Genomic DNA, 24,711 nt, shown 5'->3' with positions numbered 1-24,711 from the left:
TTTTGCGCTACTCTTTGCTTTTAATTTTTAGTTCCTGTACTTCTATTTTTCCGCGCCGCACTGCCAGCATACATCGAATGCGCTGCCGTTTTCCTCTCCACACGCGTCACATCGCCAGTCTTCACTGCTGTTATTCGTACTACGTGATTTGTGAACGAAGGCCTCGATAACTTTCGACGCTCGCGCATACCAGCTATCGTCGACGAGCCATACTTCCTGCTGAGCATCCTGCCAAGCTAGCTCTCCTATAGCACCACCAGCAAATTCGTTTTTTACCATATAGGGAATAGACAGCGCATCGAGTTCGCTGCGAACCGCTTGCATTTCAAAAGCGTCTTGTGAAGTGAAAAGTTTTTTCAATGGCTATCCTATTGCAAAAAATAATGCACATCGCGTAAAGCTTATACTAAAAAGCAGCCCTTTAGCTGCTTTTTAAGTAAGAAAACCGAATTACTCAATGACGTAATTATCTAGGTGCCGCTTTTTAAAAGTGTAACTGCAGCACTGAAGAAGCTGCGTCTAGTCATCCATATCAATTGATACATTAGACAAGGTGCCTAAGCTAGAGCCGTCGCTAGTATCAAGCTTGATCATTAAGCGCAGATCATTAGGCGAGTCAGCATGATGAAGTGCCTGGTCCATATCAATCTTGCCCGCTTTATAAAGGTCATAAAGAGCCATATCAAAGCTTTGCATGCCCTGCTCTTTACCCTTTTTCATAGCTTCTTTTAATGCGCCTATTTCGTTGCGCTGAATAAGGTCGCGCACTAACGGCGAGTTAAGCAGTATTTCTATTGCCGCTACCCTGCCCTTACCGTCAGGAGTAGGCACAAGTTGCTGTGCCACAATAGCGCGTATGTTTAAGCTTAAATCGAAACGAAGCTTATCGTGCTGATCTTTAGGCGCTAAGTGCATAATACGCTCAATAGCTTGGTTCGCGTTGTTAGCGTGCAGCGTTGCCACACATAAATGCCCCGTATCGGCAAACGACATGGCATATTCCATGGTTTCCATTGAGCGAATTTCACCAATAAGAATCACGTCCGGCGCTTGACGCAAAGAGCTTTTAAGTGCGTCGTCGAAGGACTGAGTATCAATGCCCACCTCGCGCTGCGTGATAACACAGTTTTTATGCTCATGAACAAATTCGATAGGATCTTCAATGGTCAATATATGCCCATGAGTGTTTTCATTTCTGTGCCCAATTAGCGCAGCCAATGATGTCGATTTACCGGTCCCCGTTCCACCAACAAATAGAACAAGACCGCGTTTAGACATAATAATTTCTTTTAATACTCGCGGCAGGCCCAAATCATCCGCTTTCGGGATTTGAGTAACAATACGACGGATAACCATACCCGCTTGGTCTCGTTGCCAAAACGCAGAACAACGGAAACGGCCAATGCCATCGCGCACAATAGCGAAATTGCATTCCTTCGATGTATGAAATTCGTCTCGCTGCTTTTCAGTCATCGCTTCGTGAACCAGCGCGAGCGATTCTTCTACCGACGTGGCATTTTCTGTTACTGGGGTAAGTTTGCCGTTGATTTTGGCACTTACCGGAAACTCTGCCGTTATAAACAAATCAGAGGCATTGGTATCAACCATTTTTTGTAATAGTGAATCTAGCATAATGGCCTCTAGAAGTTGTTCATAGACTGTTTATCTACTGACTTTGCCGCCGCATCTTCTTTGCTAATGACCCCCATAGCTACCAATCGCTGTAAGCATTGATCCATAGTTTGCATACCATGTGCTTGCCCGGTTTGAATAACCGAGTACATCTGCGGCACTTTATCTTCACGAATAAGGTTTCTAATAGCTGGGATACCTACCATGATCTCATGGGCAGCAACACGGCCCCCACCGACTTTCTTAAGTAACGTTTGCGATATAACCGCGCGAAGCGACTCCGATAACATTGAGCGCACCATGGCTTTTTCCTCTGCAGGGAACACATCAATGATACGGTCAATGGTTTTCGGTGCTGAATTGGTGTGTAGCGTACCAAACACCAAATGGCCTGTTTCTGCAGCTGAAATCGCAAGGCGAATGGTTTCTAAGTCACGAAGCTCACCAACCAGAATGACATCTGGATCTTCACGAAGGGCTGAGCGCAGGGCGTTATTAAACGAATGCGTATCGCGGTGTACTTCACGCTGGTTTACCAAACTAAGTTTATTGTCGTGAACAAATTCAATCGGGTCTTCAATGGTAAGAATATGCTCACGTTTATGCGTATTAATATGGTCAACCATGGCTGCTAGGGTGGTACTTTTACCCGAACCTGTAGCGCCAGTGACTAGCACAATTCCGGTAGGCTGATTGATGATGTCTTTAAAAATTTCGGGCGCGCCAAGGTCGTCTAAGGTTAACACCTTGCTAGGAATGGTACGCAGCACCGCCGCGGCACCGCGATTTTGAACAAAGGCATTAACACGAAAACGAGACAAGCCATTTACTTCGAATGAAAAATCGGTTTCTAAGTTTTCTTCGTACTCTTTGCGCTGCATGTCATTCATAATCTCATAAACAAGACCATGAACTTGCTTGTGATCGAGGGCAGGCACGTTAAGTTTACGCATCTCGCCATCTACACGAATAATTGGTGGTAGGCCCGCTGATAAGTGTAAATCTGAGGCGTTATTCTTAACACTGAAAGCCAAAAGTTCGGTAATATCCACAACCACTTCTCCAAAACAAGGTGAATAATGCAAACAATAGCAGAAAGACTAGATTCCGCACGAAAAGGAATAGACCAAGCCGCTACCAGTGCACATCGTCCACCAAAAACCGTTAAATTGCTAGCGGTTAGCAAAACAAAACCCGTATCAGATATCATTGAAGCGTATGAAGCGGGACAACGAATGTTTGGCGAAAACTATGTGCAGGAAGGTGTTGAAAAGGTTCAGGAACTTTCAAATCTTGAAAATATTGAGTGGCATATGATTGGCCCTATTCAGTCAAATAAAACTAAAGTAGTAGCCGAACATTTTGACTGGGTTCAGTCAGTAGACAGAGAGAAAATAGCCCGCCGCCTTAATGAGCAACGCCCAGCCTCAATGCCGCCATTAAACGTATGTATTCAAGTGAACATTGATGATGAAGGCAGTAAGTCTGGCGTAGCACTCAACGAATTAGCGTCTTTAGTTGAGTTCGTAACGTCACAGGAGCGCCTTTGCTTACGCGGTTTGATGGCTATTCCCAAGGCCAATCCTAATGAAGAACAACAGCGCGCTACGCTAACTAAGCTAAAAGAATTATTTGACCACTACCATACATCACTGAGCAATTTTGATACCCTATCCGTAGGAATGAGTAGTGATATGGCAGAAGCAATTCAACATGGCTCTACCATGGTTAGAATAGGTACTGCTATTTTTGGTAAACGTACTTAGTGATACCTATCGTGCTGAGCTTTTAGTGATTAGCCATGCTACACAGACTTAAATGCAATCAACAAATAGGATTTACATGCAACAGAAAAAATTAGCATTTATTGGCGCGGGTAACATGAGCCGCAGCATCATCAGTGGTCTTATCAAATCTGGGTATGCGAAAGAAAATATTCTTGCGGCAAACCCGTCCACTCCAAAGTTAGACGGCCTTAAAGCCGAGTTTGGTATTCACACCACTCAATCTAACGATGAAGCTTGCCAATTCGCTGACGCCATTGTGCTTGCGGTAAAACCACAAATTATGGGTGATATGTGCGGCGAACTGCAAAAAAATAACGACCTATCAGGTAAGTTGTTTATGAGCATCGCAGCCGGTCTACCCGTTGCCAGATTACAAGAGATGTTAGGCGGCGAATACCCTGTGGTTCGTATTATGCCAAATACACCAAGCTTGTTAGGCAAAGGCATGTCGGGTATGTACGCCGACGATACAGTGTCTGAGTCTGACAGACAGTACGTAGACGATGTGATGAACAGCGTGGGCGAAACTGTTTGGGTAGATAAAGAAGATGGTATTAACGGTGTTATTGCGGCAGCAGGAAGCAGTCCAGCCTATTTCTTCTTGTTCCTACAAAACATGCAAGAAGAAGCCATGAATATGGGTTTTGACCAAGCCCAGTCACGCCTTATGGTGCAGCAGGCTATGTTGGGTGCAGCTGAAATGGTTTGTAACAACCCAGACCTTGAATTAAGTGAGCTTCGTGCCCAAGTTACGTCAAAGGGCGGCACCACAGCCGAGGCCGTAAATACCTTCATCGATGAAGGCTTAAAAGATATTGTCAGCAAGTCGATGCGGGCAGCCGTAGCGCGCGCTGAAGAAATGGCAAAACAGCTATAACGTTTTAGGAAAAACACAACATGAATGCAACGGTATTTTTGGTTGATACCTTATTTAGCCTTTATTTGATGGTGGTTATTCTGCGCCTTTGGTTACAAATGGTTCAAGCAGACTTTTATAACCCAATGAGTCAATTTGTAGTAAAAGCAACCCACCCTATCGTGGGGCCGTTGCGCCGTGTTATCCCGTCAATCGGCAGGTTCGACACCGCTACCTTTGTATTGGCGATAGCGGTATGCGCGCTTAAACTCGTTACTCTTGGACTTATGTTTGGCGGTACGCTAAACCCCGTAGGCATAGCCGTTTTATCGGTAATTGGCGTGGTAAAAGAAACCCTATCGCTAATGTTCTGGGTATTGCTGTTACGTGCAATTTTAAGTTGGGTATCGCAAGGTCAATCTCCGGTAGACTATGTGCTGTATCAACTAACTGAACCCTTTTTAGCGCCTATTCGCAAAGTCATTCCTCCGCTAGGTGGCCTTGACTTGTCGGTACTGATTGCCATCATCGCATTACAGTTTTTACAGCTTCTGATCCAAGACACTTTCCCTATGTAAACAATGTTTACTACAGGCATCAAAGGTGAAACCTTAGGTCATACAGTATTAGGCAGCGGGTACGCCCGCTGTTTTGTAAAAGAAAAATATGAAGGCAAAGTAAGGTCTATCATGAGTAAAATAAAACAAATTAAGAAAGGGTACGCAGCTCTTCTTGCAATAGCTATAGCTTGCTTAAGCTTCTCTGCATTTGCCGAACAGAAGAAAACGCTCGGCGAATGGGATGTACACTACATGGTCGTAAGTACGCCTTTTTTAACGCCTGAAGTTGCGGCTAATTACGGTATTGTAAGAAGCAAGTTTAACGCGCTGGTCAACATTTCCGTACTCGACAAAGTTTCAGGTGAAGCGCAGCGTGCAGACGTGACAGGTACGGCAAAGAACCTTTTGGGTAACTCGCGAAAGCTAACCTTTAAGAAAGTAGAAGATGGCGATGCTATTTATTACCTCGCAGTACTACCATTTCGCGACCAGGAAACGTTCAGGTTTGAAATAGACGTACAAAAGGGTTCAAGTAAACAGACGCTGAAATTCCAACAAAAAATGTATGTGGATGAATAGGCAACTACAGGTTACTTTCTTAGGCAATATTGTTTACGCATCAAACCTTGCCGACGCTAGTAAATTGTAACCTCTTCTTACTAAACTTAATTTTAAAACTGTTAAAGCGAGATTGCCGATAATCGGTATCTCGCTTTTTTATTGTGTTAAAAAATTGATAACTTCCCTTTACCAAACTGATGCAGTAGTAAATAATCAAAGCAACTGGTCGGGCAAGTTGGATTGTAAAGATTAAAGCATTAGTTACTGAAGCCTGCTGAAGCGCGATTAAAATCAGTTTCTACTTACTTTAATAACTAAACAACATGCTAGATGCCTTCATAGTAAAAAATAGAGAATAAATATGAATACGCCCTCGTCACAGTCTGCACCTCAGACCGCCGCAGCCCATTCTGTAAATACGTCAGAACAGCAGTCACCTTTTTATCCTAACCTATTAGCCCCATTAGATTTGGGTTTTACTACACTTCGTAACCGTACCCTGATGGGCTCGATGCATTTAGGTTTAGAGGAGGAAAAAGGCGGCTTTGATAAACTGGCAGCTTTCTATGCCGAGCGGGCAAAAGGCGGTGCCGGGCTTATTGTGACTGGCGGCATTAGTCCTAACATTTCAGGTTGGGTTGCGCCCTTCGCCGGCAGAATGACGCGCTCTCGTCATGCCAAGAAGCACCGTGTTATTACCGATGCTGTACATAAAGAAGAGGGTAAAATTTGCATGCAAATACTGCATTCGGGTCGCTATGGTTATCACCCGCTTGCTGTTTCCGCTTCACCTATGAAGTCGCCCATTACTCCGTTTAAGCCTCGCGAGCTTTCCTCGCGCGGCGTGAGAAGCACCATTAAAGACTATGTTAAATGTGCTGCCCTTGCCCAACAAGCAGGTTACGACGGTGTGGAAATAATGGGTTCAGAAGGTTACCTCATTAATCAATTCTTTTGTGAACGCACTAACCACAGAAATGATGAATGGGGTGGCAGTTTAGAAAACCGAGCCCGCTTAGCAGTTGAGATCGTTAAAGGTGTGCGAGAGAAAGTAGGTACTAACTTCATTATTATCTATCGGCTGTCTATGCTGGACTTAGTAGAAGGCGGCGCGAAGTGGGATGAAGTCGTGTACTTGGCTAAAGAAATTGAAAAAGCAGGTGCTACGCTTATTAATACCGGTATCGGATGGCACGAGGCCCGCGTTCCCACAATCTCTACATCTGTACCACGTGCAGCGTTTACCTGGATAACCGAACGCATGAAAAAAGAGGTGTCTATCCCTCTTATCACTACTAACCGTATCAACACACCAGAAGTAGCGGAATCGGTATTGGCGCAAGGGCATGCTGACATGGTATCGATGGCCCGCCCTTTCTTGGCTGACGCACACTTTGTGACCAAGGCCATGCGCAATGAATCTAAACTTATCAATACCTGTATTGCCTGCAATCAGGCCTGCCTTGACCATGCCTTTGAGCAAAAGCGGGCAAGCTGTTTGGTAAACCCGCAAGCATGCTATGAAACCGAACTTATCTTTACACCTACGGAAAACAAGAAAAAGCTAGCGGTTGTGGGTGCCGGTCCAGCTGGATTGGCATTTTCAATGTATGCCGCAGAGCGTGGCCACGACGTGCATTTGTTTGATAAAGCCAGTGAAATTGGCGGTCAATTTAATTACGCCAAGCAAGTGCCGGGTAAAGAAGAGTTTTATGAAACCCTGCGTTATTTTGACAATCAGCTAGCGCGGGTTGGCGTATCCATTCACCTTAACACCGAAGTTAATGCAGAAAGCTTGTCAAATGAGGGGTTCGATGAAGTGGTGTTAGCAACAGGCATCAATCCACGTAAACTTGCTATTGAAGGTCACGACCACCCTAAAGTGATGAGTTATTTAGACGTATTGCGTGACCACAAACCGGTGGGCAAAAAAGTGGCAATTGTTGGTGCTGGCGGTATTGGCTTTGACGTAGCAGAGTTCTTAGTTGAGCACGAACACTTAGCTAAGGATAAAGAAAAATGGCTAGCTCACTGGGGTATCGACAAAAATTACTCAGCACCAGGGGCACTTAAAGAAAAGGCGATAGAGCCTTCTGAACGCGAGGTGTATTTGCTACAACGCAAGACCTCGAAGGTGGGCAAAGGCCTAGGTAAAACAACGGGCTGGATCCACAGGCAATCATTGAAACACCACAATGTTCAAATGATAAATGGTGTTAGCTACGAGAAAGTGGACGATGAAGGCCTTCACGTGCTGATTAACGACACACCCAAAGTATTGCCTGTCGATAACATTATTGTATGTGCAGGCCAAGAGCCCTTTAAACCTCTGCAGCAACCTCTAGAAGAGGCAGGATTTAGCGTACACATTATCGGTGGTGCTGACGTCGCGGCAGAACTTGATGCCAAGCGTGCTATTCGTCAGGGCGCTGAACTGGCAGCGCGAATTTAAGCGCGCAGCCAGCTCATAGAAACTCATTCGTTACTGGCTATGTTATTGGCTATTTTGAATAGCCTGTAGCTTGGCGGTGTAAAGCGCTCTGTTCTGCGAAGGCAGTGAAAGAGAGAGCGCTTTTTCCATCATACTTTCAGCTTTGATCACCTCGCCCTGTAAAAAGTAAGTTTTAGCCATAGCCGAGTAACTCTCCCCCAAATAAGGTCCTGTAGCGATGGCTTTATTGAAAAACATTTCTGCCTCTGAAAGCTTACCCTTTGCTAAAAATGCATTACCTAAATCTATCCATCGATAAGGGTTGTCGTCGTCTGTTTTTAAATACATGTCCCCAATCCGCGATAGGGTTTCTACATCGCCTACTTTTTTAAGCAACACTGCGAAATTTGATAGCGTATGTACCGACTGGATATGGTTTTCGATAGCGAACTCATACAACTTCCGAGCTTCTTTTTCGTAGCCATTCGAGCGGTAGAGTACAGCGAGAGAATTTAGCGTAGATGCATTCGCTGTGTTTAACTGCATTGCGCGATACAAATAACTGTAGGCTAAATCAGGGTTGTCACTCATCACTTCAGCAGACATATTTTGGTAGTACATAGAGATAAAATCGGCCTCTGAGATATAAACTCCTCGGTCGTTACGGCTTGATGGAAAATAATCAATGATCGCTCTTCCCCTAAAAACTATGCTATCGCCTGTTTTTTCGGGTTCCGGCCCTAAAATTATGCTTCTAACATGTGTAGACGTAGTGAGTGTCTTTCCAAACCTTCGGTACAGTGGTGGGGTATGGACTTGTTGATAAACTACATCTAGGTTAACGAGCCTGGCAAGAGCTGTAGTTAGCAACGCAAGCGACATACAGTTCCCGTAACGGTTGTTTAAAACATCTTGTGCTTTCAGGGTATCGCCGGCGTAACTAAAATTTGAGACCAGATCGTTTAAGTAGTAAGCGAGGCGAAAATTGGGTGATATATGTGCTTTAGTCGGCGAGTTATAGTAAGAAAGAAAGTGTTGCTTTTGCTGCTCAGACAACGCAAATAATGACTCAGGCTCTTCCACATCAACCCTTACGAACTCCTTAACCTGCCAATCGAATGGTTTTAATTCACTATTGCCCTGAATGTTAGTACTTTTGGTGCTCTGACACGCTACTGTTGTCATCAACGCTATAGCTAGAAATAACGATTTTGTTTTCAACCTGCCCTCCCTCCTCACTTCCTTTTGATTAAGAGTAATAGCTCAAAAAACTTGGCTCGTAAGGTTACAATGGCAATTAAAAGAATTTTTCTTAAAACTGATCGAACATAATAGTGTTGCCGTCGGGGTCTTTTACAATAAAATGACCAGGGCCACTATCGCCTTTCACAGGTACATCCAATGCAATGTCTTGTTCAACTAAGCTAGCTTGAAGTGCTCGAACATCGCTGGGGTTAAAGGTCATAATGTTGTCTTCAAACATACCTTCAAATAAACCAACCATGGTGTTGCCGTTTTTCATCATTAACCATTTGTCTTCTACAGAACCACATGAAGGCATAGCTTCAAAGCCTAATGCTTCGTAGAAGGCTTTCGATTTATTAATATCCTTAACCGTTAAACTTAATGAAAATAACCCTAACTCCACCTTGCGCTCCTTTAAACCTTTAGAAAACTGTACAATTACTACTCTAGTGAAGCTATTCGTCAATATCACTGCTATTGGTCGCAAAAACGAAAAAAGCCAGTAAGGTCTGAAACTTACTGGCTTTATAGTGTTTTAAGCTCTACTTAATTTGCCGCTTTTCACTAACTTTGTTGGCTAGCAATCCAGCGGTCAATTTTCTGTTCAAGAATAGCAAGTGGAATTCCGCCCGTATTCAACACTTGTGCGTGGAACTCTCGAATGTCGAAATCGTTGCCTAATGCTTTTTCCGCGCGAGCGCGCAGCTCTTGAATTTTAAGCGCGCCAACTTTGTAAGACAGCGCTTGTGATGGTATAGCAATATAACGCTCTACTTCTGCCACGACTTCCGTGCGAGTCATGCCTGAGTTTTCGAGCATAAAATCGATAGCTTGTTCACGGCTCCAACCTTTGGCGTGAATCCCCGTATCTACTACCAAACGCATAGCGCGCAGCTGTTCATCCTGAAGCGTGCCGTAACGGTTCCACGGGTCATCAAAAAAGCCCATTTCATAGCCCAAGGTTTCTGAATATAGCGCCCACCCTTCACCGAAGGCTGGTAGGAAGCTAAAGCGCATGAAAGACGGCAGCGCTTCGTTTTCCTGGGCAAGGCTCACTTGGAAATGATGGCCCGGAGCACCTTCGTGTAGGTACAAGGTAACGTTGCCGGTGGTTAAGCGGCTAGGCAAATCGTAGGCGTTAAAATAGAAAGTACCAGGACGAGAGCCATCTGGCGTGCCTGGTTGATAGGATCCACCCGCACTGAATTGCTCAATAGCAGGGTCGTAAGGTTTTATTTCTAACTCAGATTTTGGCAGTAGAGAAAAGTATTGGTCAATTTTTTCATCCACTTCACGACCAATATCATAATAGCTCTGGGTTAGCGCCTCACGGCTTTCAGGCTTGAACTTAGGATCGGTGCGTACGTAGTCGAAGAACTCGTTTAATGTTCCTTCAAACTTTACTTCGTCTTTAATTTCAAGCATATCATTTTTGATACGCTTAACTTCTTTTAAACCAAGATTATGCAGCTCATCTGGGGTCATTGGCAGTGTCGTTGAACCTTCCACCATCAATTGATATAGCTTTGCACCACCTTTCATATCGCTAAGGCCAATGCTCTCACGGGCCACAGGCAAGTACTCATCGCGAAGGAAATCGCGCATGCGTGTGGTTGCATCGTAAATTTCTTGCGTCGCTTTTTCATATTCAGCAGTTAAACGGGCTTTTTCTTCGTCTGAGAAGCTTTCTGGGAACATGGTAATTGGCCCCCAAAACTGTGACTCTTTGATAGGGATAGCCAGCTGTGTATCGAACTGCTTGATTACACGGTCGATAGTTAACTTAGTTTCCAGCACACCACTTTCCATGCCCTCGCGGAACTTTCCGATAGCGCGGTCAGAAATAGCAATGTAATCCTTATGGCGAGATAAATTATTTTCGTAATCTTCTACTGTTTTAAATGGCGCAGCGCCTTTTCCGCTCGCAAAGGTCGGGTAAAAAGTGTGGAATCCGCTAAAGTGGTTTATAGGGCGCACGGCTGTCAGTGCTTCAATTTCATCGCTCGACATTTTTAACGAGCGTTCTTGATTGTATTTGAAGACATCGTAGGCAAGTTTGTCGGTATCGCTTAGCTTGCTGCGATTAATTTGTTTAAGTTCTGACAAGTTAAGCAATGTTGCCGTTTTCCCCGCTATAGCATGGGAGTCTGTTAAGAAATCGCCCATTCTGTCTGCGTAACGCATATCGCCACGGAAGATAGCCATAATTGGGTTTAGCTCAATATTGCGCTGGTCAGCGGCTGCAAATAACGCAAAAAGCTTCTCGTGCTCAGACGCTTCTTTTGTCACTGATTCACTTGTTGATGGACTCTGCATATCTGCGTGATTGTGTGCATGAGCCACAGCTGAGCTAAGGCCCAGTGCCATAGTTACAGCACTACTGACGAGTAGTGTTTTAAATGATTTCATTTGTGTTTACCTTCTTGTTTTATTATCTCGCCGTTAATCTTACGTAAGCTTTAGTATCAGCTTTAATTTCAGCCTTCAAATTAGCTTTTAAAACAGCGGCGCTGTCGTTATATGTTATTGCCCTACAATGTCGTAGCAAACGGCTTTAATTACTCAGACCTGAACCGGATCCCCAAATTAAAATTCACATTTTATGAATTGCTATCTATTGCACACATGGCAGCGCTGGTAATTTGCACCACGTTAAACCAGCCTAAGGTTGTTCTGGGTCTGTAAGCAATTATTCAGGTAGATGAGCCATCTCTCGTCGCCATGCCCTTTCATAGGCTTCACGGCCCAATACACGTTTCGCGTAAACCCCTACATTGTCCGTTTTGCCGTCAAGCACAATATCTAGCTTACTGCCTTTTGCCCACGCCAAAATATGACCTGCTATCACGTCGGCCATGGTAAACATGCCGCCGCAAACAAACTCTTTATCGCCAAGCATAGAGGAGAACACAGGCACCACTCGCTTAAATTCCCACATCGCTACTTCGCGCATTTGCTCAATCCTCTGCTCTTTTGGCAGGGCAAAGGTGTGCTTTGCCAAATTCCAAATGGGCTGCTCTAATTCACTGGTAAGAAACAGCATCATCTCTTCATATTTTGCACGCTCGAAACTGCCTGGCTCTGGGATAAATTCATGCATGCCGTGTCTTTCAGCTAAAAAGGTGACAATAGCAGCAGACTCAGTCAAGGTGCCTTCGGGTGTCGCTAGCGCTGGAATTTTTGCAGCCGGGCTTATAGCTTTGTATTCCTTTGACAGGTGCTGTCCTTGTTTTAGGTCAACCAACTTGTAATCAAAAGGCAAGCCGAGCTCTTCCAATGCCCATGCCACGCGAACCGAGCGGGTTTTCGGATAACCATAAAGTGTATACATGCCTATGTCCTTTGATAGCCTAATTGGTGCTAACTGTAAGTCGAATAGGAGAAAAGTGCCACTACCATATTGTTACTGAGTTTTACCGCGCTACTACAAACTTACCCGCCTTCATTTCATAAAACGCATAAAAAATATAGAAATGCATTCGGTAACTTTTTCATAGGCACGCTATAAGTCTTGCAGCCAACGTAGGGGATTTTTTTAAAATCTTAGAGCTATGTATGGCCTAAAGTTCACAGTGATAAGGCCTTCAGCACCTTTTCTTTTACTTCGCTCGAACTGGTTTATTTTATGCTGTTTAACTTTGTAGTTGCTCGAAAACGAATCATTAATTTAGTGAAGGAGAATACTATGAAGAAACGTTTACTTACTACGTTAGCAGGCTCAATTTCTTTAGTGCTAAGTGCTGGGAGTTTTGCCGGTCATCACGAAGAAGGAAAAGAAGTGATGATGAAAAATTTAGAAACTGGCAATGCTATTGGTACAGTTATGGTGAGTAGTCACGATGATGACGGCGTGGTATTCACACCTAAGCTGTCAGGGTTAACGCCGGGAGTCCATGGCTTCCACGTTCATCAAAATGGAGATTGCTCCTCAGCAATGAAGGATGGAAAAAAGGTGCTAGGTGGCGCAGCTGGCGGTCACTTTGACCCAGAAAATACCGATAAACATAGCGCCCCATGGTCTGAGCGCGGTCATGAAGGCGATCTTCCTGTGCTTTATGTGAACGAAGAAGGCGAGGCTACTCAGCCAATTTTCGCGCCAGAACTTGAATTGGAAGATATTGAAGGTCGTGCGCTGATGATTCACGCCGGTGGTGATAATTATTCTGATTCACCTAAAAAGCTCGGCGGCGGTGGCAAACGTGTGGCGTGTGGTGTAATTAGCAAATAAAACATAATCAATACAAAAGAGCGGCTTTGTTAAGCCGCTCTTTTTTTGTTCTGTTTTATTGGCTGAAATATTTAGCCCTTATTCAACTTGTATTCCAAGGTAATGTTGGCATTCAGCAGTTGAGAAACAGGGCAATTCCCTTTCGCTTCTTGGGCTATTTTTTCAAATTCGTCTTCAGTGATACCGTCAACTTCAGCATCTAACGTCAATGCTGACTGAGTAATTTCAAACCCGTCATCGCTTTTGTCTAGGCTGATTTTGGCCGTCGTATTTAATTCGCCGTCTTCATACCCTGCATCGGATAATGCAAAAGAAAGCGCCATAGTGAAGCAGCTCGCATGGGCTGCGCCAATTAACTCTTCAGGGTTTGTCCCTTTTCCATCTTCAAACCGCGTATTAAAACCATAAGGTTGATTAGACAAAGCGCCTGTTTCCGTAGAAATGCTGCCCTTCCCATTTTTACCTAACGGCTTGTAAGCTGCACTACCTGATTTGACTATAGACATATTACCTTCCTTACTTTCGACTTAATTAAATCTGAGCCAAGCTCTTTTAGAGAGCCGAATAACCGACAACCGGCTGCACGAAGTAAAACAGTGTTTGATCAGCGCTAAACAAAGCTGAACTACCTCACTAAGTGAAATCACACGTTGTCGCGTATTTTGACTCACACGTAATTGCTGAGATGCAAGTGCTCTGCCGACCAAAAGTCTCTTACTCCACCCCTTGTCATGGAAGGGCTACAGAGCAGTCGGGCGAAAATAAGATGGCGTTCACTTTGCTACTAGCGAACGTCGGCTACAGAGTCTGATGAAAATTTTACTTACCCTCTTTTGGCATTAATTGTTTTTGATTCTAGTGCGATACTGTTAATCGCCAGCTAAGCTCTCTCTTTCATAAGCAAGGAAAAGTGATGCTTCAAACTGCAGTGAAATTAATTGCAGCCTAAACCGTTCTTTATCTAATACTCGTATATGTTCACTAACATAGCCTCACTTTATAAGTCGAAAAGCTTAAAAGGAAAACTGAGCCATAGCGCATAGCTATATGGCTTTGTCAAAACGTAAAAGGTACAAGATGAAATCTACAATCACCGCAGTATTGTTTGGCGCAACTTTGAGTGCCGCGGTATTTACACCATCTACAAATGCCGATGAAGCTATTCTAGCGGGAGGCTGCTTTTGGTGTATGGAGTCTGACTTTGAAAAATTAGAAGGCGTAACCGACGTAGTTTCTGGGTTTACAGGTGGAAGTGCACCAAACCCTACCTACAATGGCAATCACAAAGGGCATTACGAAGCCGTTAAAATCACTTATGACGGTGAAGTGCTTTCTTATAAAGATATACTCGATCATTTTTGGGTAAATATTGACCCTTTTGATGACCGAGGCCAGTTTTGCGACAAAGGTCCTAGCTACCTAAGCGCTATTTTTGTTGCGAACGATAAAGAACGCGCTATCGCCGAAAAAACAAAAGCTGACGTAATCGCTCAGTTTCCAAATAAAGATGTGGTAACACCAATACTCGATGCTTCCACCTTTTATCCAATTAAAGGTGATGAAATAGGTCACCAAGATTTCTATAAGAAAAGCCCTGTTCGCTACAAATTTTACCGTTGGAACTGTGGTCGCGACCAGCGCTTAAAAGAAATCTGGGGTGACAAAGCTATGGGAGGCTAACTATCAATTAACTTTTCCATTTAGCCTGCGTTATATATATAGAAAATGTAAAGCGCACCAATATATTACGCCAAAAAAGGCGACGCCTGCAAAGACGGGTAGGCCCAATGTTCTGGTTTTTCTCCAAACGAGTATTGTTATGGCTGTTGCAACACCAGTGGCTATCCAACTAGACGCTGATGGCACTTTAGGAACAAGGGAAGCCCCTAACATAGCGGCTATCATTAATGGTCCCAACACACTCAACCAGGTAGGCAGGCGCGCTTCGGAATTATTGGCTTTGTGTTTATTGAAGTGACGCTGTGTCCATAACAATGGTCCAACGCGCAATGCATAGGTGCCTATAGCCGCTACGATAATTGCTACCCAAATATCAGTTTGCATGAGACGGTTTCCTTCCGACATGGGAGGTAAGAACATAAAATGTAAGCGCACCAAACAGTGCAGCTAAAGGAATAGCCGCATTTTTGAAACTACTAATTGCAATGAAAAGGGCGATGGAGATAGTGACCAATAAGGTAACAACCCATTGTTTACTAGAAAACTTTGGCGCTAGCAGAACGAGAAATAAGGCTGGTAAGGCAAACGGCATTACACTATCTAAGACAGGCCATTTCTGTGTAAGCGAATCTCCAGCTAACCCGCCAAGCGCAGTACCTAAAATCCAACTAAACCACGCCACCATTGAAACACCTTTAAACCAATCAACTTTCTTTGCGTCTTCCATAGAGGGTAAACGTGTATGGGCTAGCGCAAAAATTTGATCGGTAAGCCCATGCATTAAATAGGGCCACGCCTTACTCTGTGGTAAGTAAGGCACTAAATTGGGCGCGTAAACCACATGGCGTACATTAACTAATAACGTCATACACACCGCTAGCCAAAGGGGTGCACCTGAAGCCACCATGGCAACTAGAAGAAACTGCGACGCGCCAGCGTAAATGAACACAGAGATAAGCGTTGCTTCTAATGTTGAAAAGCCAGCTTGAATAGCGATCACGCCGAATGAAATAGCAACCGGAATATACCCTCCTAGCAAGGGTAACCCATCTATAATCCCCTGCTTAAGCCCACTTTTTGAAGGAATTTGGCTCATTCCGTTGCCTCTTTGTGATAAACGATAGTGATAAGGCAGGTTGCCCAGTCATCTTGAGTTTTGTAGACGTGAGGTAAATCAGCCCTAAAGTCGGTAATTTGGCCGGGTAGCAGTAGCTGAGTACTGCCCATATTCCCGGCTTCTAAGGAACCGCTTATTACCGTAATGGTTTCCTTTGTTCCAGTCGCGTGAGCCTCGGCTTCTCGCAATGTATTAGGTGCGACCGACATCCAGTAAGCATCAACATTAGGTACACCCTGCCCTTGTTCAATAAGACGCACTTCCACACCATTCTCTCCTACACTTGTGCTAAGGGGCTGAACAAGCTGACCAAAGGGCACGTCTAGTTGTTTGGCCAATCGCCAAATCGTATCTAACGTCGGATTGCCGTTGCCCTGCTCTAGCCTAGAGAGGTTAGATTTTGCAATACCTGCACCTGCGGCTAATTGAGACAGAGAGACACCTTTATCTTGCCTAAGTTTCTGCAGATGCCTACCTAAAATATTGAGGGTAGATTGATTCACTCGTTGCCAAACCAGTTTGTTCCATTTAAAGAACGTTCTATATATAGAACGCAGTAAAGTCAAGAAGTTTATTTTTTATACGAATAATCATTAAAAGATAAAACCAGCTATGACAGCTAGCCCTGCATAAAATGTTAATAGTTAGCTGAGTAAAAACGAAAGATGTCGAGGGCTTTTACGCTCAGAAAACAACCACTTTAGTATTGAGTTAGCTCTCATGTGTATTACTGAAAAAATGACGTGAATCAAATCATTAACAAACACACTACATTTAAAGCGCTGAAATGATTAAGAAATCTTATCAGCTACCGTTACTAAATAGTCATTCGCTGCTAAGATCTCAGCTTATTAATGAATGAACAAAGCACAAGCTTGGGGCTTTTGGCCTTTTTCGCATAACCAAAGCAATAGCTTTTAAAAGTAGAAAGCCGGCAAACATACCGTTTGCCGGTTTTTGTATTTTAACCTTGTGCAAGTGCGCCATGCTCAAGCAGCAAGCAAGCGACTGAATGGTACGATAGGAAGGAAAAAAGATAGTTTATGGCGAATCAAACTGACGACATCACTTCTACTCAGGCAGCGTATGAGGGAGCCCGTTCGGAAGAGCAATCAGCAGCAGGAGAATATTCACTGGCAACGATTACGTTCTGGCTAGCTTTCGGTACTTTCGTAATAGGTTGCAGCGAATTTGCGGCAATGGGTTTACTGCCTTACTTTGCTGAAGATTTTGGTATTACAGAAAACGTTGCAGGCCATGCGATTAGTGCCTATGCCATTGGCGTTGTAGTAGGCGCGCCGCTTATCACTATTTTCTTTTCTCGCCTTGCCCGACGTACCATGCTTATTTCAATGATGGTCTTTTATGCTGCCGGAAACTTGCTAACAGCACTAGCATGGTCAGAATGGACAATGAATATAGCTCGCTTTATTGCTGGTCTTCCACACGGCGCTTATTTCGGTATTGCCATGCTTTTTGCCGCTGACATTGCTGGTAAGAACAAGCGTGCCCAAGCAGTCAGTAACATTATTTTAGGCTTAGCTATAGCAAATATAATAGGTGTTCCATCAATTAGCGGCATCGGGCAAATGTTTGGGTGGAGAACCGGTTTCTTTATGATTTCAGCCTTTGCCTTAGTCACCGCATTAATGGTGTGGAAAACTGCACCATACCGCGGGCCAAACCCGGATGCCGACCCGTTAACTGAGATAAAAGCGCTAAAAAACAAAGATGTGCTGCTGGTTCTACTTATGGGCGCAATTGGCTTTGGGGGCATGTTCTCCGTTTATTCTTATTTCAGTGCCTCATACTTAAACACGACCTCAGCACCTGAATGGGGAATCTCTGCAACCTTGCTTATCTATGGCATTGGCGTAACCCTCGGCAACATTATTGCGGGTAGATATTCTGAAGGCAGATTACTGACATCAGCTATCGTTTTTCAGGTTCTATTGGGCTTATCTGCAGCCGCATACGCCGCGTCTATGGGCAACCCTTACCTGATGGCGGCCTCGCTGTTTTTTATTGGCATCGGCGGCGGTATGGTCGTGCCACTGCAAACACGCTTGATGGACGTAGCTGGCGAAGCGCAAACTTTGGCAGGCGCCATGAACCATGCAGCATTTAATACCGCTAATGCGCTTGGGCCTTGGTTGGCAGGAATGACGCTGTCAGCGGGGTACGGCTATACATCAACGGGTTGGGTAGGCCTAGCGCTTGCCGGTGGTGGCGTGTTGATATGGCTAGCCATTGTTATGACTGCTCGCAATACCCGAGAGCGAGCAACAGCATTATCTAGCTGAGTTACCTGTTAGTGCTGACAACAATGGATGTCAGCACTGCTCTAATTTTCAAAACAAAAGTTTAAAAATAAGACAAAGTTTTGCTATTTAGTTAACTTAACTATTAACGGTCGTCGTTTTCGAGTTCGGAATTATTGCGAGAAGCACTTCCCCATACATCTTCTGGGATGTTTCTTTTGGGCGCGGGAGCATCGTCTATTGCTGCTTGCTTCTTCTCTTGATTTGACCATTTAACTCGAATCTTTTTACCTTCGATAACTTTGGCGTTAAGCGTTTTAATCGCTTTATCGGTTTCTTCTTGGGTACTCATTTTAACGAAGCCGAAGCCTTTAGATAAACCCGAGGCCTCATCCATCACTAGGTCGCATGACGCTATGGTGCCAAACTCGAAAAACAAGTCTTCAAGATCTTCTTTTGTAAGTGTCTTTGGTAAGTTTCGAACTAAAATACTCAAGGTTTTGGCTCTGCTTTAAGGTGGTTTGTACTGTAACTATTGTAGCACGCAGTAGCATGTTTAATAGGGGGATTAACCACTCAACGCTCATTCTTGAACAAGCGCCCTAAACTACGTTAACGCCTATTCGTTGTTTGCTGATAAGTATCTCGCCAGCATGAAACATTCATTCCAAAAGTTCGTTTAAAAAGTCTATTAAAATGCCCGGGATCTTGATAGCCCACTGCCCATGCAATTTCTTCTGCACTCTTATCGCTGTGTTTAAGAAACTCTTTCCCTTGTTCTATTCTAAGTTGTTGAATGTAACCAAGGGGAGTTTCCCCCGTAGCCTCTTTAAACCTGCGTTTAAAGGTGCGTTCAGTCATATTTATGCGCGCCGCCATTTCACCTATGGTCACTTTTTCTGCAAAATGTATCTCTAACCACTGCTGAATATTTAAAATATCGTCGTCTTGATGATAGGTTTGGTGGTTGAGCGACGTTGCTTCTGACGTAACACCACGGCGAAAGTCTACCAGAAACGCCTGCTCTATAGCCTCCCCCACCGCTTTGCACGACAAACGCGATATTAGAAAGACAATTATTTCTAACGCAGCATTTAGCCCTGCAGAACAATACAGCTCGCCCGTGGCAGTAATGAATCTGTCAGACCTAAGGTTCACTTTGGGAAAAGCTCGCGCAAAGTGCGATTGTTTATGCCAGTGGGTGGTGCCCATTCTCTCGTTTAGCAGCCCTGCCTGAGCGAGAAAAAAAGCGCCTGTGGCTGCCGCCATTATTGGAATACCTTTGCCATGCCACCGCCGTAGCTTTGGGTATAGAGCGGCTTGTTGTGCCAGTAATGGTTCCATGTCACCCCACACACTGTGCAGTATTACCAAATCAGTCTCATCAATATCCGCCAACGCACAGTCTGGGGTAATCGCAAGGCCACTAAACGTTGTCGTTGGATTACCGTCTATTGTCACTAGCTTTACCGTTATCGCGTTTCCAAGCAGTTTATGCTGAAGGTCTGAGGCAAATTTTAGCACGTCATGGGTTAAGCCCATGCTAAGCCCCATGGTGTTTTCGCTGGCATATAAGGTTACGTGTTTAAGCATGGTCTTTCCCTGTTCAAGCTCGCTATTTTGATCTCGCCACTTTGGCCCGATTGGCCAATCAAATGTCCCAACTCACACTGTTAACATTATTTTCACAAAATTACTATGAAGTTAGTCACAATTTTGTAGAGATAGAAAAATGCAATTTACTGAAGAGCACAACGCGCTTAGAAAAACCGTTCACGATTTTGTAAATCAAGAGATGGACGCTTTCATTGATGAATGGGAGCACGAAGGCATCGCTCCCCTTCATAGCCTGTTTAAAAAAATGGGGAATTTAGGCCTATTAGGTATACAAAAGCCAGAGACCTACGGCGGCGCTGGCTTAGATTACAGTTACAACCTGGTATTTGCTGAAGAAATAGGTCGAGCGTATGGCGGCTCTATTCCTATGGCTATCGGCGTTCAGACCGATATGGCCACCCCTGCCTTAGCGCGATTTGGCAGTGATGAACTAAAGCGTGAGTTTTTAGCGCCCGCTATTGCCGGAGACATGGTTGCATGTATTGGAGTGAGTGAACCAGGGGCGGGGTCAGATGTTGCAGGGTTAAAAACCACAGCCCGTACAGATGGTGACGACTTCATTATTAACGGCACGAAAATGTGGATAACGAATGCCACCCAAGCAGACTGGGTTTGCCTGCTAGCAAACACAAGCGACGGGCAAGTGCATGCTAATAAATCATTAATTGTTGTCCCCCTTAACACCCCAGGCATAACCATTTCAAAGCCGTTAAACAAACTGGGGATGCGCGCCAGCGACACTGGCCAAATTTTCTTCGATGACGTGCGCGTTCCAAAGCGCTTTTTAATTGGAGATGAAAACAAAGGCTTCACTATGCAAATGATGCAATTCCAAGAAGAGCGCATGTATGCAGCAGCGAGTGCGCTGAAAGGAATGGAGCGCATTATAAGCGACACCATTGAGTGGGCAAAAGACCGACACACATTTGGTCAGCCTATTATCAACAACCAAACCGTCCATTTCAAATTAGCTGAATTGCAAAGTGAAATTGAGGCCCTACGCGCTTTAACGTGGCAGGCTTGTCAGGATCATATTGAAGGAAAAGATGCTACTTACTTGGCGTCAATTGCAAAACTGAAAAGCGGCCGATTGTGGCGACAGGTTACCGATGGCTGCCTTCAGTATTGGGGCGGTATGGGTTTTATGTGGGACAACCCTGTTGCGCGTGCATATCGCGATACCCGAATACTATCTATTGCTGGTGGAAGCGACGAAATGATGCTCGGGATTATTGCAAAGTACATGGACATTTTCCCAAAACGTAGATAGCGACGTATTTTTATGATGAAAACAGTTCAAGATATGCTGAACAAAAATATGCGGCTACCCGTAATTTGCGCCCCCATGTTTTTAGTTTCTAGCCCAAACTTAGTGATTAACGCGTGTAAAAATGGCGTTGTAGGTAGTTTTCCCGCCTTTAATACTCGCACTCAAACAGCGTTAGATGAATGGCTGACCACCATCACCGCAGCCTTAGATGAAGAAAAACGAACTAACCCAGCAGCCAAAGTTGCGCCGTACGCTGTGAATCTGGTGGTGCACGCTTCGAACAAGCGTCTTCATGCGGACTTCGAGATAGTCAAAAAGCATAAAGTGCCGTTTGTTATTACCAGCCAAGGTAATCCTAAACCTGTTATTGATGCAGTCCATCAGTGGGGAGGCATTGTTTTTCACGACGTAATAACTGTAGCCCACGCGAGAAAAGCCATTGAAGCAGGTGCAGACGGCCTAATCTTAGTTGCCGCTGGTGCTGGTGGGCACGCAGGAGAGGTAAACCCTTTCGCGCTTCTGCGTGAAGTGAGAGAGTTTTGGCAAGGCCCACTGGTACTTGCTGGCGCTATTAATGATGGTTACGGAATTAGAGCCGCAGAGATTTTAGGCGCTAATTACAGCTACATGGGCACACGCTTTATTGCTACGAACGAAGCCGAAGTAGACCCTGATTACAAAACCATGTTGATTAACGCCAACGTAAACGATCTTGTGTTTACTGACACCTTCACTGGCGTCAAATGTCACTTCTTAAAACCCTCTATTACTCGCGCTGGCGTAGACTTGGCGTCGGTTGAGGGTAAAGAAAATGTCGACTTAGACTTGGGCGGCAGTAACGCTTGGAAAGACATGTGGAGCGCAGGGCATGGTGTAAGTGGAATTCGCTCGGTGATGCCAGTACATAGCCTGATTGAACAACTTGAAGGGGAATACAATAAAGCGGCCACAACGCCATTGTTTAATCACGTTACGGAACATCAAACCGCGCACTCAGGAAGCTAAGTCATGGCCATTCTTCAGTCTAATATTGACGTTAAAAATACATCGTATAGCAACAATTACGCCGCTATGGAAGACGCCGTTGCCGAATTTCGCACTATCGAGCAAAACGTCATTCAAAACGCGCAAGAAAAAGCACCGCGTTACGAAGAAAAAGGGCTACTGTCACCACGCAATCGACTCGCCTTATTGCTTGACCCCAACATGCCGTTTCTTCCCCTTTCAACATTATGTGGATATCTGCAAGAAGGCGATAAAGACGGCAGTGCTGCCGGTGGCGGAGTAATAGCTGGCATTGGTTTTGTCGCTAACACTCGCTGTATTGTTATGGTTGATGACTACCTAACTAAAGGTGGCAGCATAACCGAACTTGGTAGCAAAAAGCGGCTGCGCTTGTATCACATTGCCCTTCAGCAAAAATTACCGGTGATAGCGTTATCGCAAAGCGGTGGCGGCGACCTTACTTCGCTAGGTGATTGGTTTGGGTTCTCTGCAGCAGGTTTCGCTATGCAGGCTCGCTTGTCGGCCGCAGGTATTCCGCAAATAACGGTTGTGCATGGCAGTGCCACAGCAGGCGGTGCGTATCAGCCTGGACTGTCAGACTATGTGATTATGATACGCAATCAATCTACGGTGTACCTTGCAGGCCCGCCTTTACTGAAAGCCGCAACAGGGGAAATAGCCACTGACGAAGAAATAGGTGGCGCAGAGATGCACAGTGAGGTTTCTGGCGTAGCAGATTTCATTGCTCAGAGCGATGCCGATGGTATTCGCATTGCCCGTGAAGTTACGCAAATGCTGAGCTGGAATAAAGATTTTTCCGAAGCTACTACACCTAGCGATGTTGCCCCTGTTTATACTTCAGATGAATTACTTGGCATCGTTCCCAAAGACGCCAAGACTCCATTTGATGTGCGCGAAGTCATTGCCCGTATCGCTGATAAATCGGATTTTGTTGACGTTAAACCCGAGTTTGATATGGGCACCGTGTGCGGATACATCACCATTGAAGGGCAACCGTGTGGCGTTATAGGCAACAATGCGCCTATTACTGCGAAAGGCGCAGCGAAAGCAGCACAATTTATCCAGTTGTGTGAACAAGCTGGCACTCCTTTGTTGTTTTTACACAACACCACCGGCTTCTTAGTGGGCACAGAGTCTGAACGCGCAGGTATCATTAAGCACGGCGCAAAACTCATTCAAGCAGTTACCAATGCTACTGTTCCCAAGATAAGCATTGTTCTGGCAGGTTCATTTGGCGCAGGGAACTACGCCATGGCTGGGCGGGGCATTGAGCCTGACTTTATGTTTTCATGGCCCCGCTCAGTGGTCGCCGTGATGGGCCCCGCCCAAGCTGGCAGTGTGCTGCGCACCGTTGCTCACGCCAAAATGATGCGAAGCGGTAGCGTAGATGAGGAAAAGCTAACCGCACTAGAACAACATACCGTCTCTGTAATGGAAGCTAAATCACGTGCCCTCGCTAATTCTGCTCGCTTGTGGGATGACGGCATTATAGATCCAAGAGATACACGCTCTATTGTTGCTTTTGTTCTTTCTATTTGCCAGCACGCTAAAACGAAGCAACTTCACCCTACTAGCTTTGGCGTAGGCAGGCTATAGGCCTCAATTTGACTAAAGAGGACAACAGGATGCCCCACTTAGAATCAATGGTATTCAAAGAAATTACCGCACGGCTTACTGACAACGTATTACACATTCAATTTAACCGCCCGCATAAGAAAAATGCCATGAATTTAACATTGGTTGAGGAGGTCATGCAGTGTTTTGAACGCGTTGAAGATATTGATAATTTACGGGTCGTCGTAATACAGGGAAGCCATGGCAACTTTTGCGCTGGCGGCGATATTTCTGACATGCATTTATCGTCGTTGAGTGAATCTGAGCGAGAAGACACTATTTGGCACTTCAATCGTAGCTTCGGTCGCATGATTACTCAAGTAAAACACTCTGCCACGCCAGTCATTGCTGTGGTTGAAGGCGCGGTACTTGGCGGCGGTTTTGGCCTAGCTTGTGTAGCAGATATAACCATTGCCTGTGATAGCGCCTTTTTCGCACTTCCTGAAACGGGGTTAGGTGTTATTCCCGCACAAATAGCACCATTTGTGGCTAGCCGCATTGGGATCGATCAAACGAAAAGATTGGCACTTACTGGTGAAAAGCTAAATGCCGAACAGGCATTGCGCTTGGATTTAGTGCATAGAGTTTGTCAAACAAACGCCATTTCCGAACAGGTAAACAAAGAGATTGCCCGAATAAAACAATGCGCACCGCAAGCAAACTCAAATACCAAGCGCTTGTTATTAGGATTAAATAACACGCCACTTGAACAGATCCTTGACGGCGCTGCTACGGCGTTTGTTAAGTCGCTGACGTCTGAAGAAGGGGTAGAAGGAACCCAAGCCTTCATTCAAAAACGCAAACCTTCTTGGTGTGAGTGAACACA

At 45.0% G+C, this 24,711-nt stretch carries 25 protein-coding genes; 12 read left to right on the top strand and 13 right to left on the bottom strand.

Going from position 1 to position 24,711, the window contains the following annotated elements; all coding sequences use genetic code 11:
• Nucleotides 1-42: 42 nt before the first annotated feature.
• From ACXAGK_RS06320 to ACXAGK_RS06310, 3 genes are all read right to left on the bottom strand, one after another.
• The gene (locus ACXAGK_RS06320; protein ID WP_474854955.1) at nt 43-360 is read right to left on the bottom strand and encodes a putative signal transducing protein; all 318 of its coding nucleotides are present in this window, start codon (nt 358-360) and stop codon (nt 43-45) included.
• A gap of 159 nt (nt 361-519) precedes the next feature.
• Complete coding sequence (locus ACXAGK_RS06315; RefSeq protein ID WP_474805322.1) at nt 520-1,632, bottom strand: PilT/PilU family type 4a pilus ATPase; 1,113 nt, start codon at nt 1,630-1,632, stop codon at nt 520-522.
• Nucleotides 1,633-1,640: 8 nt separating this feature from the next.
• The gene (locus tag ACXAGK_RS06310) at nt 1,641-2,684 is read right to left on the bottom strand and encodes a type IV pilus twitching motility protein PilT (protein ID WP_179984303.1); all 1,044 of its coding nucleotides are present in this window, start codon (nt 2,682-2,684) and stop codon (nt 1,641-1,643) included.
• A gap of 27 nt (nt 2,685-2,711) precedes the next feature.
• Between ACXAGK_RS06310 and ACXAGK_RS06305 the strand changes: the two genes are divergently transcribed.
• From ACXAGK_RS06305 to ACXAGK_RS06285, 5 genes are all read left to right on the top strand, one after another.
• The gene (locus ACXAGK_RS06305) at nt 2,712-3,398 is read left to right on the top strand and encodes a YggS family pyridoxal phosphate-dependent enzyme (protein WP_474854953.1); all 687 of its coding nucleotides are present in this window, start codon (nt 2,712-2,714) and stop codon (nt 3,396-3,398) included.
• Between the two features lie 76 nt (nt 3,399-3,474).
• The gene (gene proC / locus ACXAGK_RS06300; RefSeq protein WP_269916798.1) at nt 3,475-4,296 is read left to right on the top strand and encodes a pyrroline-5-carboxylate reductase; all 822 of its coding nucleotides are present in this window, start codon (nt 3,475-3,477) and stop codon (nt 4,294-4,296) included.
• 20 nt (nt 4,297-4,316) lie between these two features.
• Nucleotides 4,317-4,853 carry a YggT family protein gene (locus ACXAGK_RS06295; RefSeq protein ID WP_474854951.1) on the top strand — a complete coding sequence of 179 codons (537 nt, stop codon included), beginning with the start codon at nt 4,317-4,319 and terminating at the stop codon, nt 4,851-4,853.
• Nucleotides 4,854-4,964: 111 nt separating this feature from the next.
• A complete protein-coding gene (locus ACXAGK_RS06290) occupies nt 4,965-5,414 on the top strand; it encodes a DUF4426 domain-containing protein (RefSeq protein WP_474854949.1) in 450 nt (149 codons plus the stop codon).
• Between the two features lie 343 nt (nt 5,415-5,757).
• Nucleotides 5,758-7,848, top strand: coding sequence for an oxidoreductase (locus ACXAGK_RS06285; protein ID WP_474854947.1), 2,091 nt, complete (start codon nt 5,758-5,760; stop codon nt 7,846-7,848).
• Nucleotides 7,849-7,890: 42 nt separating this feature from the next.
• On the opposite strand, the gene ACXAGK_RS06280 is transcribed toward ACXAGK_RS06285, so the two are convergent.
• The 4 genes from ACXAGK_RS06280 to ACXAGK_RS06265 form a co-directional block, all read right to left on the bottom strand.
• Nucleotides 7,891-9,048, bottom strand: coding sequence for a tetratricopeptide repeat protein (locus tag ACXAGK_RS06280; RefSeq protein ID WP_474854945.1), 1,158 nt, complete (start codon nt 9,046-9,048; stop codon nt 7,891-7,893).
• A 91-nt stretch (nt 9,049-9,139) separates the two neighbouring features.
• Nucleotides 9,140-9,475, bottom strand: coding sequence for a VOC family protein (locus ACXAGK_RS06275; RefSeq protein ID WP_474854943.1), 336 nt, complete (start codon nt 9,473-9,475; stop codon nt 9,140-9,142).
• Nucleotides 9,476-9,636: 161 nt separating this feature from the next.
• The gene (locus ACXAGK_RS06270; RefSeq protein ID WP_474854942.1) at nt 9,637-11,481 is read right to left on the bottom strand and encodes a DUF885 domain-containing protein; all 1,845 of its coding nucleotides are present in this window, start codon (nt 11,479-11,481) and stop codon (nt 9,637-9,639) included.
• Nucleotides 11,482-11,761: 280 nt separating this feature from the next.
• Nucleotides 11,762-12,403: a glutathione S-transferase family protein gene (locus ACXAGK_RS06265; RefSeq protein ID WP_474854940.1), complete on the bottom strand. Its 642-nt coding sequence runs from the start codon at nt 12,401-12,403 to the stop codon at nt 11,762-11,764.
• A 354-nt stretch (nt 12,404-12,757) separates the two neighbouring features.
• Between ACXAGK_RS06265 and sodC the strand changes: the two genes are divergently transcribed.
• Complete coding sequence (gene sodC / locus ACXAGK_RS06260; protein ID WP_474854938.1) at nt 12,758-13,300, top strand: superoxide dismutase [Cu-Zn] SodC; 543 nt, start codon at nt 12,758-12,760, stop codon at nt 13,298-13,300.
• A 71-nt stretch (nt 13,301-13,371) separates the two neighbouring features.
• Here sodC and ACXAGK_RS06255 read toward each other — a convergent pair whose 3' ends face one another.
• A complete protein-coding gene (locus ACXAGK_RS06255; protein WP_474854936.1) occupies nt 13,372-13,806 on the bottom strand; it encodes an OsmC family protein in 435 nt (144 codons plus the stop codon).
• Nucleotides 13,807-14,377: 571 nt separating this feature from the next.
• Between ACXAGK_RS06255 and msrA the strand changes: the two genes are divergently transcribed.
• Entirely contained in the window at nt 14,378-14,980 is a 603-nt protein-coding gene (msrA, locus tag ACXAGK_RS06250) for a peptide-methionine (S)-S-oxide reductase MsrA (RefSeq protein WP_474854934.1), read from the top strand.
• Between the two features lie 30 nt (nt 14,981-15,010).
• Here msrA and ACXAGK_RS06245 read toward each other — a convergent pair whose 3' ends face one another.
• The 3 genes from ACXAGK_RS06245 to ACXAGK_RS06235 are packed head-to-tail and all read right to left on the bottom strand — an operon-like array spanning nt 15,011 to nt 16,600.
• Nucleotides 15,011-15,364 (bottom strand): AzlD domain-containing protein, encoded by a 354-nt coding sequence (locus tag ACXAGK_RS06245; RefSeq protein ID WP_474854932.1) that lies wholly within the window; start codon nt 15,362-15,364, stop codon nt 15,011-15,013.
• Nucleotides 15,354-16,076: an AzlC family ABC transporter permease gene (locus ACXAGK_RS06240; protein WP_474854930.1), complete on the bottom strand. Its 723-nt coding sequence runs from the start codon at nt 16,074-16,076 to the stop codon at nt 15,354-15,356. Before ACXAGK_RS06240 ends, ACXAGK_RS06245 begins: the two co-directional genes overlap by 11 nt.
• Entirely contained in the window at nt 16,073-16,600 is a 528-nt protein-coding gene (locus ACXAGK_RS06235; RefSeq protein WP_474854928.1) for a helix-turn-helix domain-containing protein, read from the bottom strand. Before ACXAGK_RS06235 ends, ACXAGK_RS06240 begins: the two co-directional genes overlap by 4 nt.
• A 540-nt stretch (nt 16,601-17,140) precedes the next feature.
• On the opposite strand from ACXAGK_RS06235, the gene ACXAGK_RS06230 reads away from it, so the two are divergent.
• On the top strand, nt 17,141-18,400 hold the full coding sequence (locus ACXAGK_RS06230; protein ID WP_474854926.1) for an MFS transporter: 1,260 nt from the start codon (nt 17,141-17,143) through the stop codon (nt 18,398-18,400).
• 103 nt (nt 18,401-18,503) lie between these two features.
• On the opposite strand, the gene ACXAGK_RS06225 is transcribed toward ACXAGK_RS06230, so the two are convergent.
• Entirely contained in the window at nt 18,504-18,854 is a 351-nt protein-coding gene (locus tag ACXAGK_RS06225) for an RNA recognition motif domain-containing protein (RefSeq protein WP_474854924.1), read from the bottom strand.
• Between the two features lie 116 nt (nt 18,855-18,970).
• Nucleotides 18,971-19,951, bottom strand: a complete 981-nt coding sequence (locus ACXAGK_RS06220; RefSeq protein WP_474854922.1) for a GlxA family transcriptional regulator — start codon at nt 19,949-19,951, stop codon at nt 18,971-18,973.
• Between the two features lie 139 nt (nt 19,952-20,090).
• Here ACXAGK_RS06220 and ACXAGK_RS06215 point away from each other — a divergent pair, with 139 nt between their 5' ends.
• Genes ACXAGK_RS06215 through ACXAGK_RS06200 form a run of 4 tightly spaced genes read left to right on the top strand, consistent with a single transcriptional unit; the run spans nt 20,091 to nt 24,706 of the window.
• Complete coding sequence (locus ACXAGK_RS06215; protein ID WP_474854920.1) at nt 20,091-21,245, top strand: acyl-CoA dehydrogenase family protein; 1,155 nt, start codon at nt 20,091-20,093, stop codon at nt 21,243-21,245.
• Nucleotides 21,246-21,257: 12 nt separating this feature from the next.
• Nucleotides 21,258-22,250: an NAD(P)H-dependent flavin oxidoreductase gene (locus tag ACXAGK_RS06210; RefSeq protein WP_474854918.1), complete on the top strand. Its 993-nt coding sequence runs from the start codon at nt 21,258-21,260 to the stop codon at nt 22,248-22,250.
• A 3-nt stretch (nt 22,251-22,253) separates the two neighbouring features.
• Nucleotides 22,254-23,867: an acyl-CoA carboxylase subunit beta gene (locus ACXAGK_RS06205; protein ID WP_474854917.1), complete on the top strand. Its 1,614-nt coding sequence runs from the start codon at nt 22,254-22,256 to the stop codon at nt 23,865-23,867.
• A gap of 29 nt (nt 23,868-23,896) precedes the next feature.
• Entirely contained in the window at nt 23,897-24,706 is an 810-nt protein-coding gene (locus tag ACXAGK_RS06200) for an enoyl-CoA hydratase/isomerase family protein (protein WP_474854915.1), read from the top strand.
• The last annotated feature ends 5 nt before the right edge of the window (nt 24,707-24,711 follow it).

It is taken from the genome of Alteromonas sp. ABM1_013, from assembly GCF_056160505.1.
The sequence above is the reverse complement of the archived record's forward strand: the minus strand, read 5'-3'. Positions and strand labels throughout refer to the sequence as shown.

Bases quoted from the DNA above. Each gene is read 5' to 3' on its own strand.
- ACXAGK_RS06315 (WP_474805322.1), bottom strand. From the start codon at position 1,632: ATGCTAGATTCACTATTACAAAAAATGGTTGATACCAATGCCTCTGAT.
- ACXAGK_RS06305 (WP_474854953.1), top strand. From the start codon at position 2,712: ATGCAAACAATAGCAGAAAGACTAGATTCCGCACGAAAAGGAATAGAC.
- proC (WP_269916798.1), top strand. From the start codon at position 3,475: ATGCAACAGAAAAAATTAGCATTTATTGGCGCGGGTAACATGAGCCGC.
- ACXAGK_RS06295 (WP_474854951.1), top strand. From the start codon at position 4,317: ATGAATGCAACGGTATTTTTGGTTGATACCTTATTTAGCCTTTATTTG.
- ACXAGK_RS06290 (WP_474854949.1), top strand. From the start codon at position 4,965: ATGAGTAAAATAAAACAAATTAAGAAAGGGTACGCAGCTCTTCTTGCA.
- ACXAGK_RS06285 (WP_474854947.1), top strand. From the start codon at position 5,758: ATGAATACGCCCTCGTCACAGTCTGCACCTCAGACCGCCGCAGCCCAT.
- ACXAGK_RS06270 (WP_474854942.1), bottom strand. From the start codon at position 11,481: ATGAAATCATTTAAAACACTACTCGTCAGTAGTGCTGTAACTATGGCA.
- ACXAGK_RS06265 (WP_474854940.1), bottom strand. From the start codon at position 12,403: ATGTATACACTTTATGGTTATCCGAAAACCCGCTCGGTTCGCGTGGCA.
- sodC (WP_474854938.1), top strand. From the start codon at position 12,758: ATGAAGAAACGTTTACTTACTACGTTAGCAGGCTCAATTTCTTTAGTG.
- ACXAGK_RS06255 (WP_474854936.1), bottom strand. From the start codon at position 13,806: ATGTCTATAGTCAAATCAGGTAGTGCAGCTTACAAGCCGTTAGGTAAA.
- msrA (WP_474854934.1), top strand. From the start codon at position 14,378: ATGAAATCTACAATCACCGCAGTATTGTTTGGCGCAACTTTGAGTGCC.
- ACXAGK_RS06245 (WP_474854932.1), bottom strand. From the start codon at position 15,364: ATGCAAACTGATATTTGGGTAGCAATTATCGTAGCGGCTATAGGCACC.
- ACXAGK_RS06240 (WP_474854930.1), bottom strand. From the start codon at position 16,076: ATGAGCCAAATTCCTTCAAAAAGTGGGCTTAAGCAGGGGATTATAGAT.
- ACXAGK_RS06230 (WP_474854926.1), top strand. From the start codon at position 17,141: ATGGCGAATCAAACTGACGACATCACTTCTACTCAGGCAGCGTATGAG.
- ACXAGK_RS06220 (WP_474854922.1), bottom strand. From the start codon at position 19,951: ATGCTTAAACACGTAACCTTATATGCCAGCGAAAACACCATGGGGCTT.
- ACXAGK_RS06215 (WP_474854920.1), top strand. From the start codon at position 20,091: ATGCAATTTACTGAAGAGCACAACGCGCTTAGAAAAACCGTTCACGAT.
- ACXAGK_RS06210 (WP_474854918.1), top strand. From the start codon at position 21,258: ATGATGAAAACAGTTCAAGATATGCTGAACAAAAATATGCGGCTACCC.
- ACXAGK_RS06205 (WP_474854917.1), top strand. From the start codon at position 22,254: ATGGCCATTCTTCAGTCTAATATTGACGTTAAAAATACATCGTATAGC.
- ACXAGK_RS06200 (WP_474854915.1), top strand. From the start codon at position 23,897: ATGCCCCACTTAGAATCAATGGTATTCAAAGAAATTACCGCACGGCTT.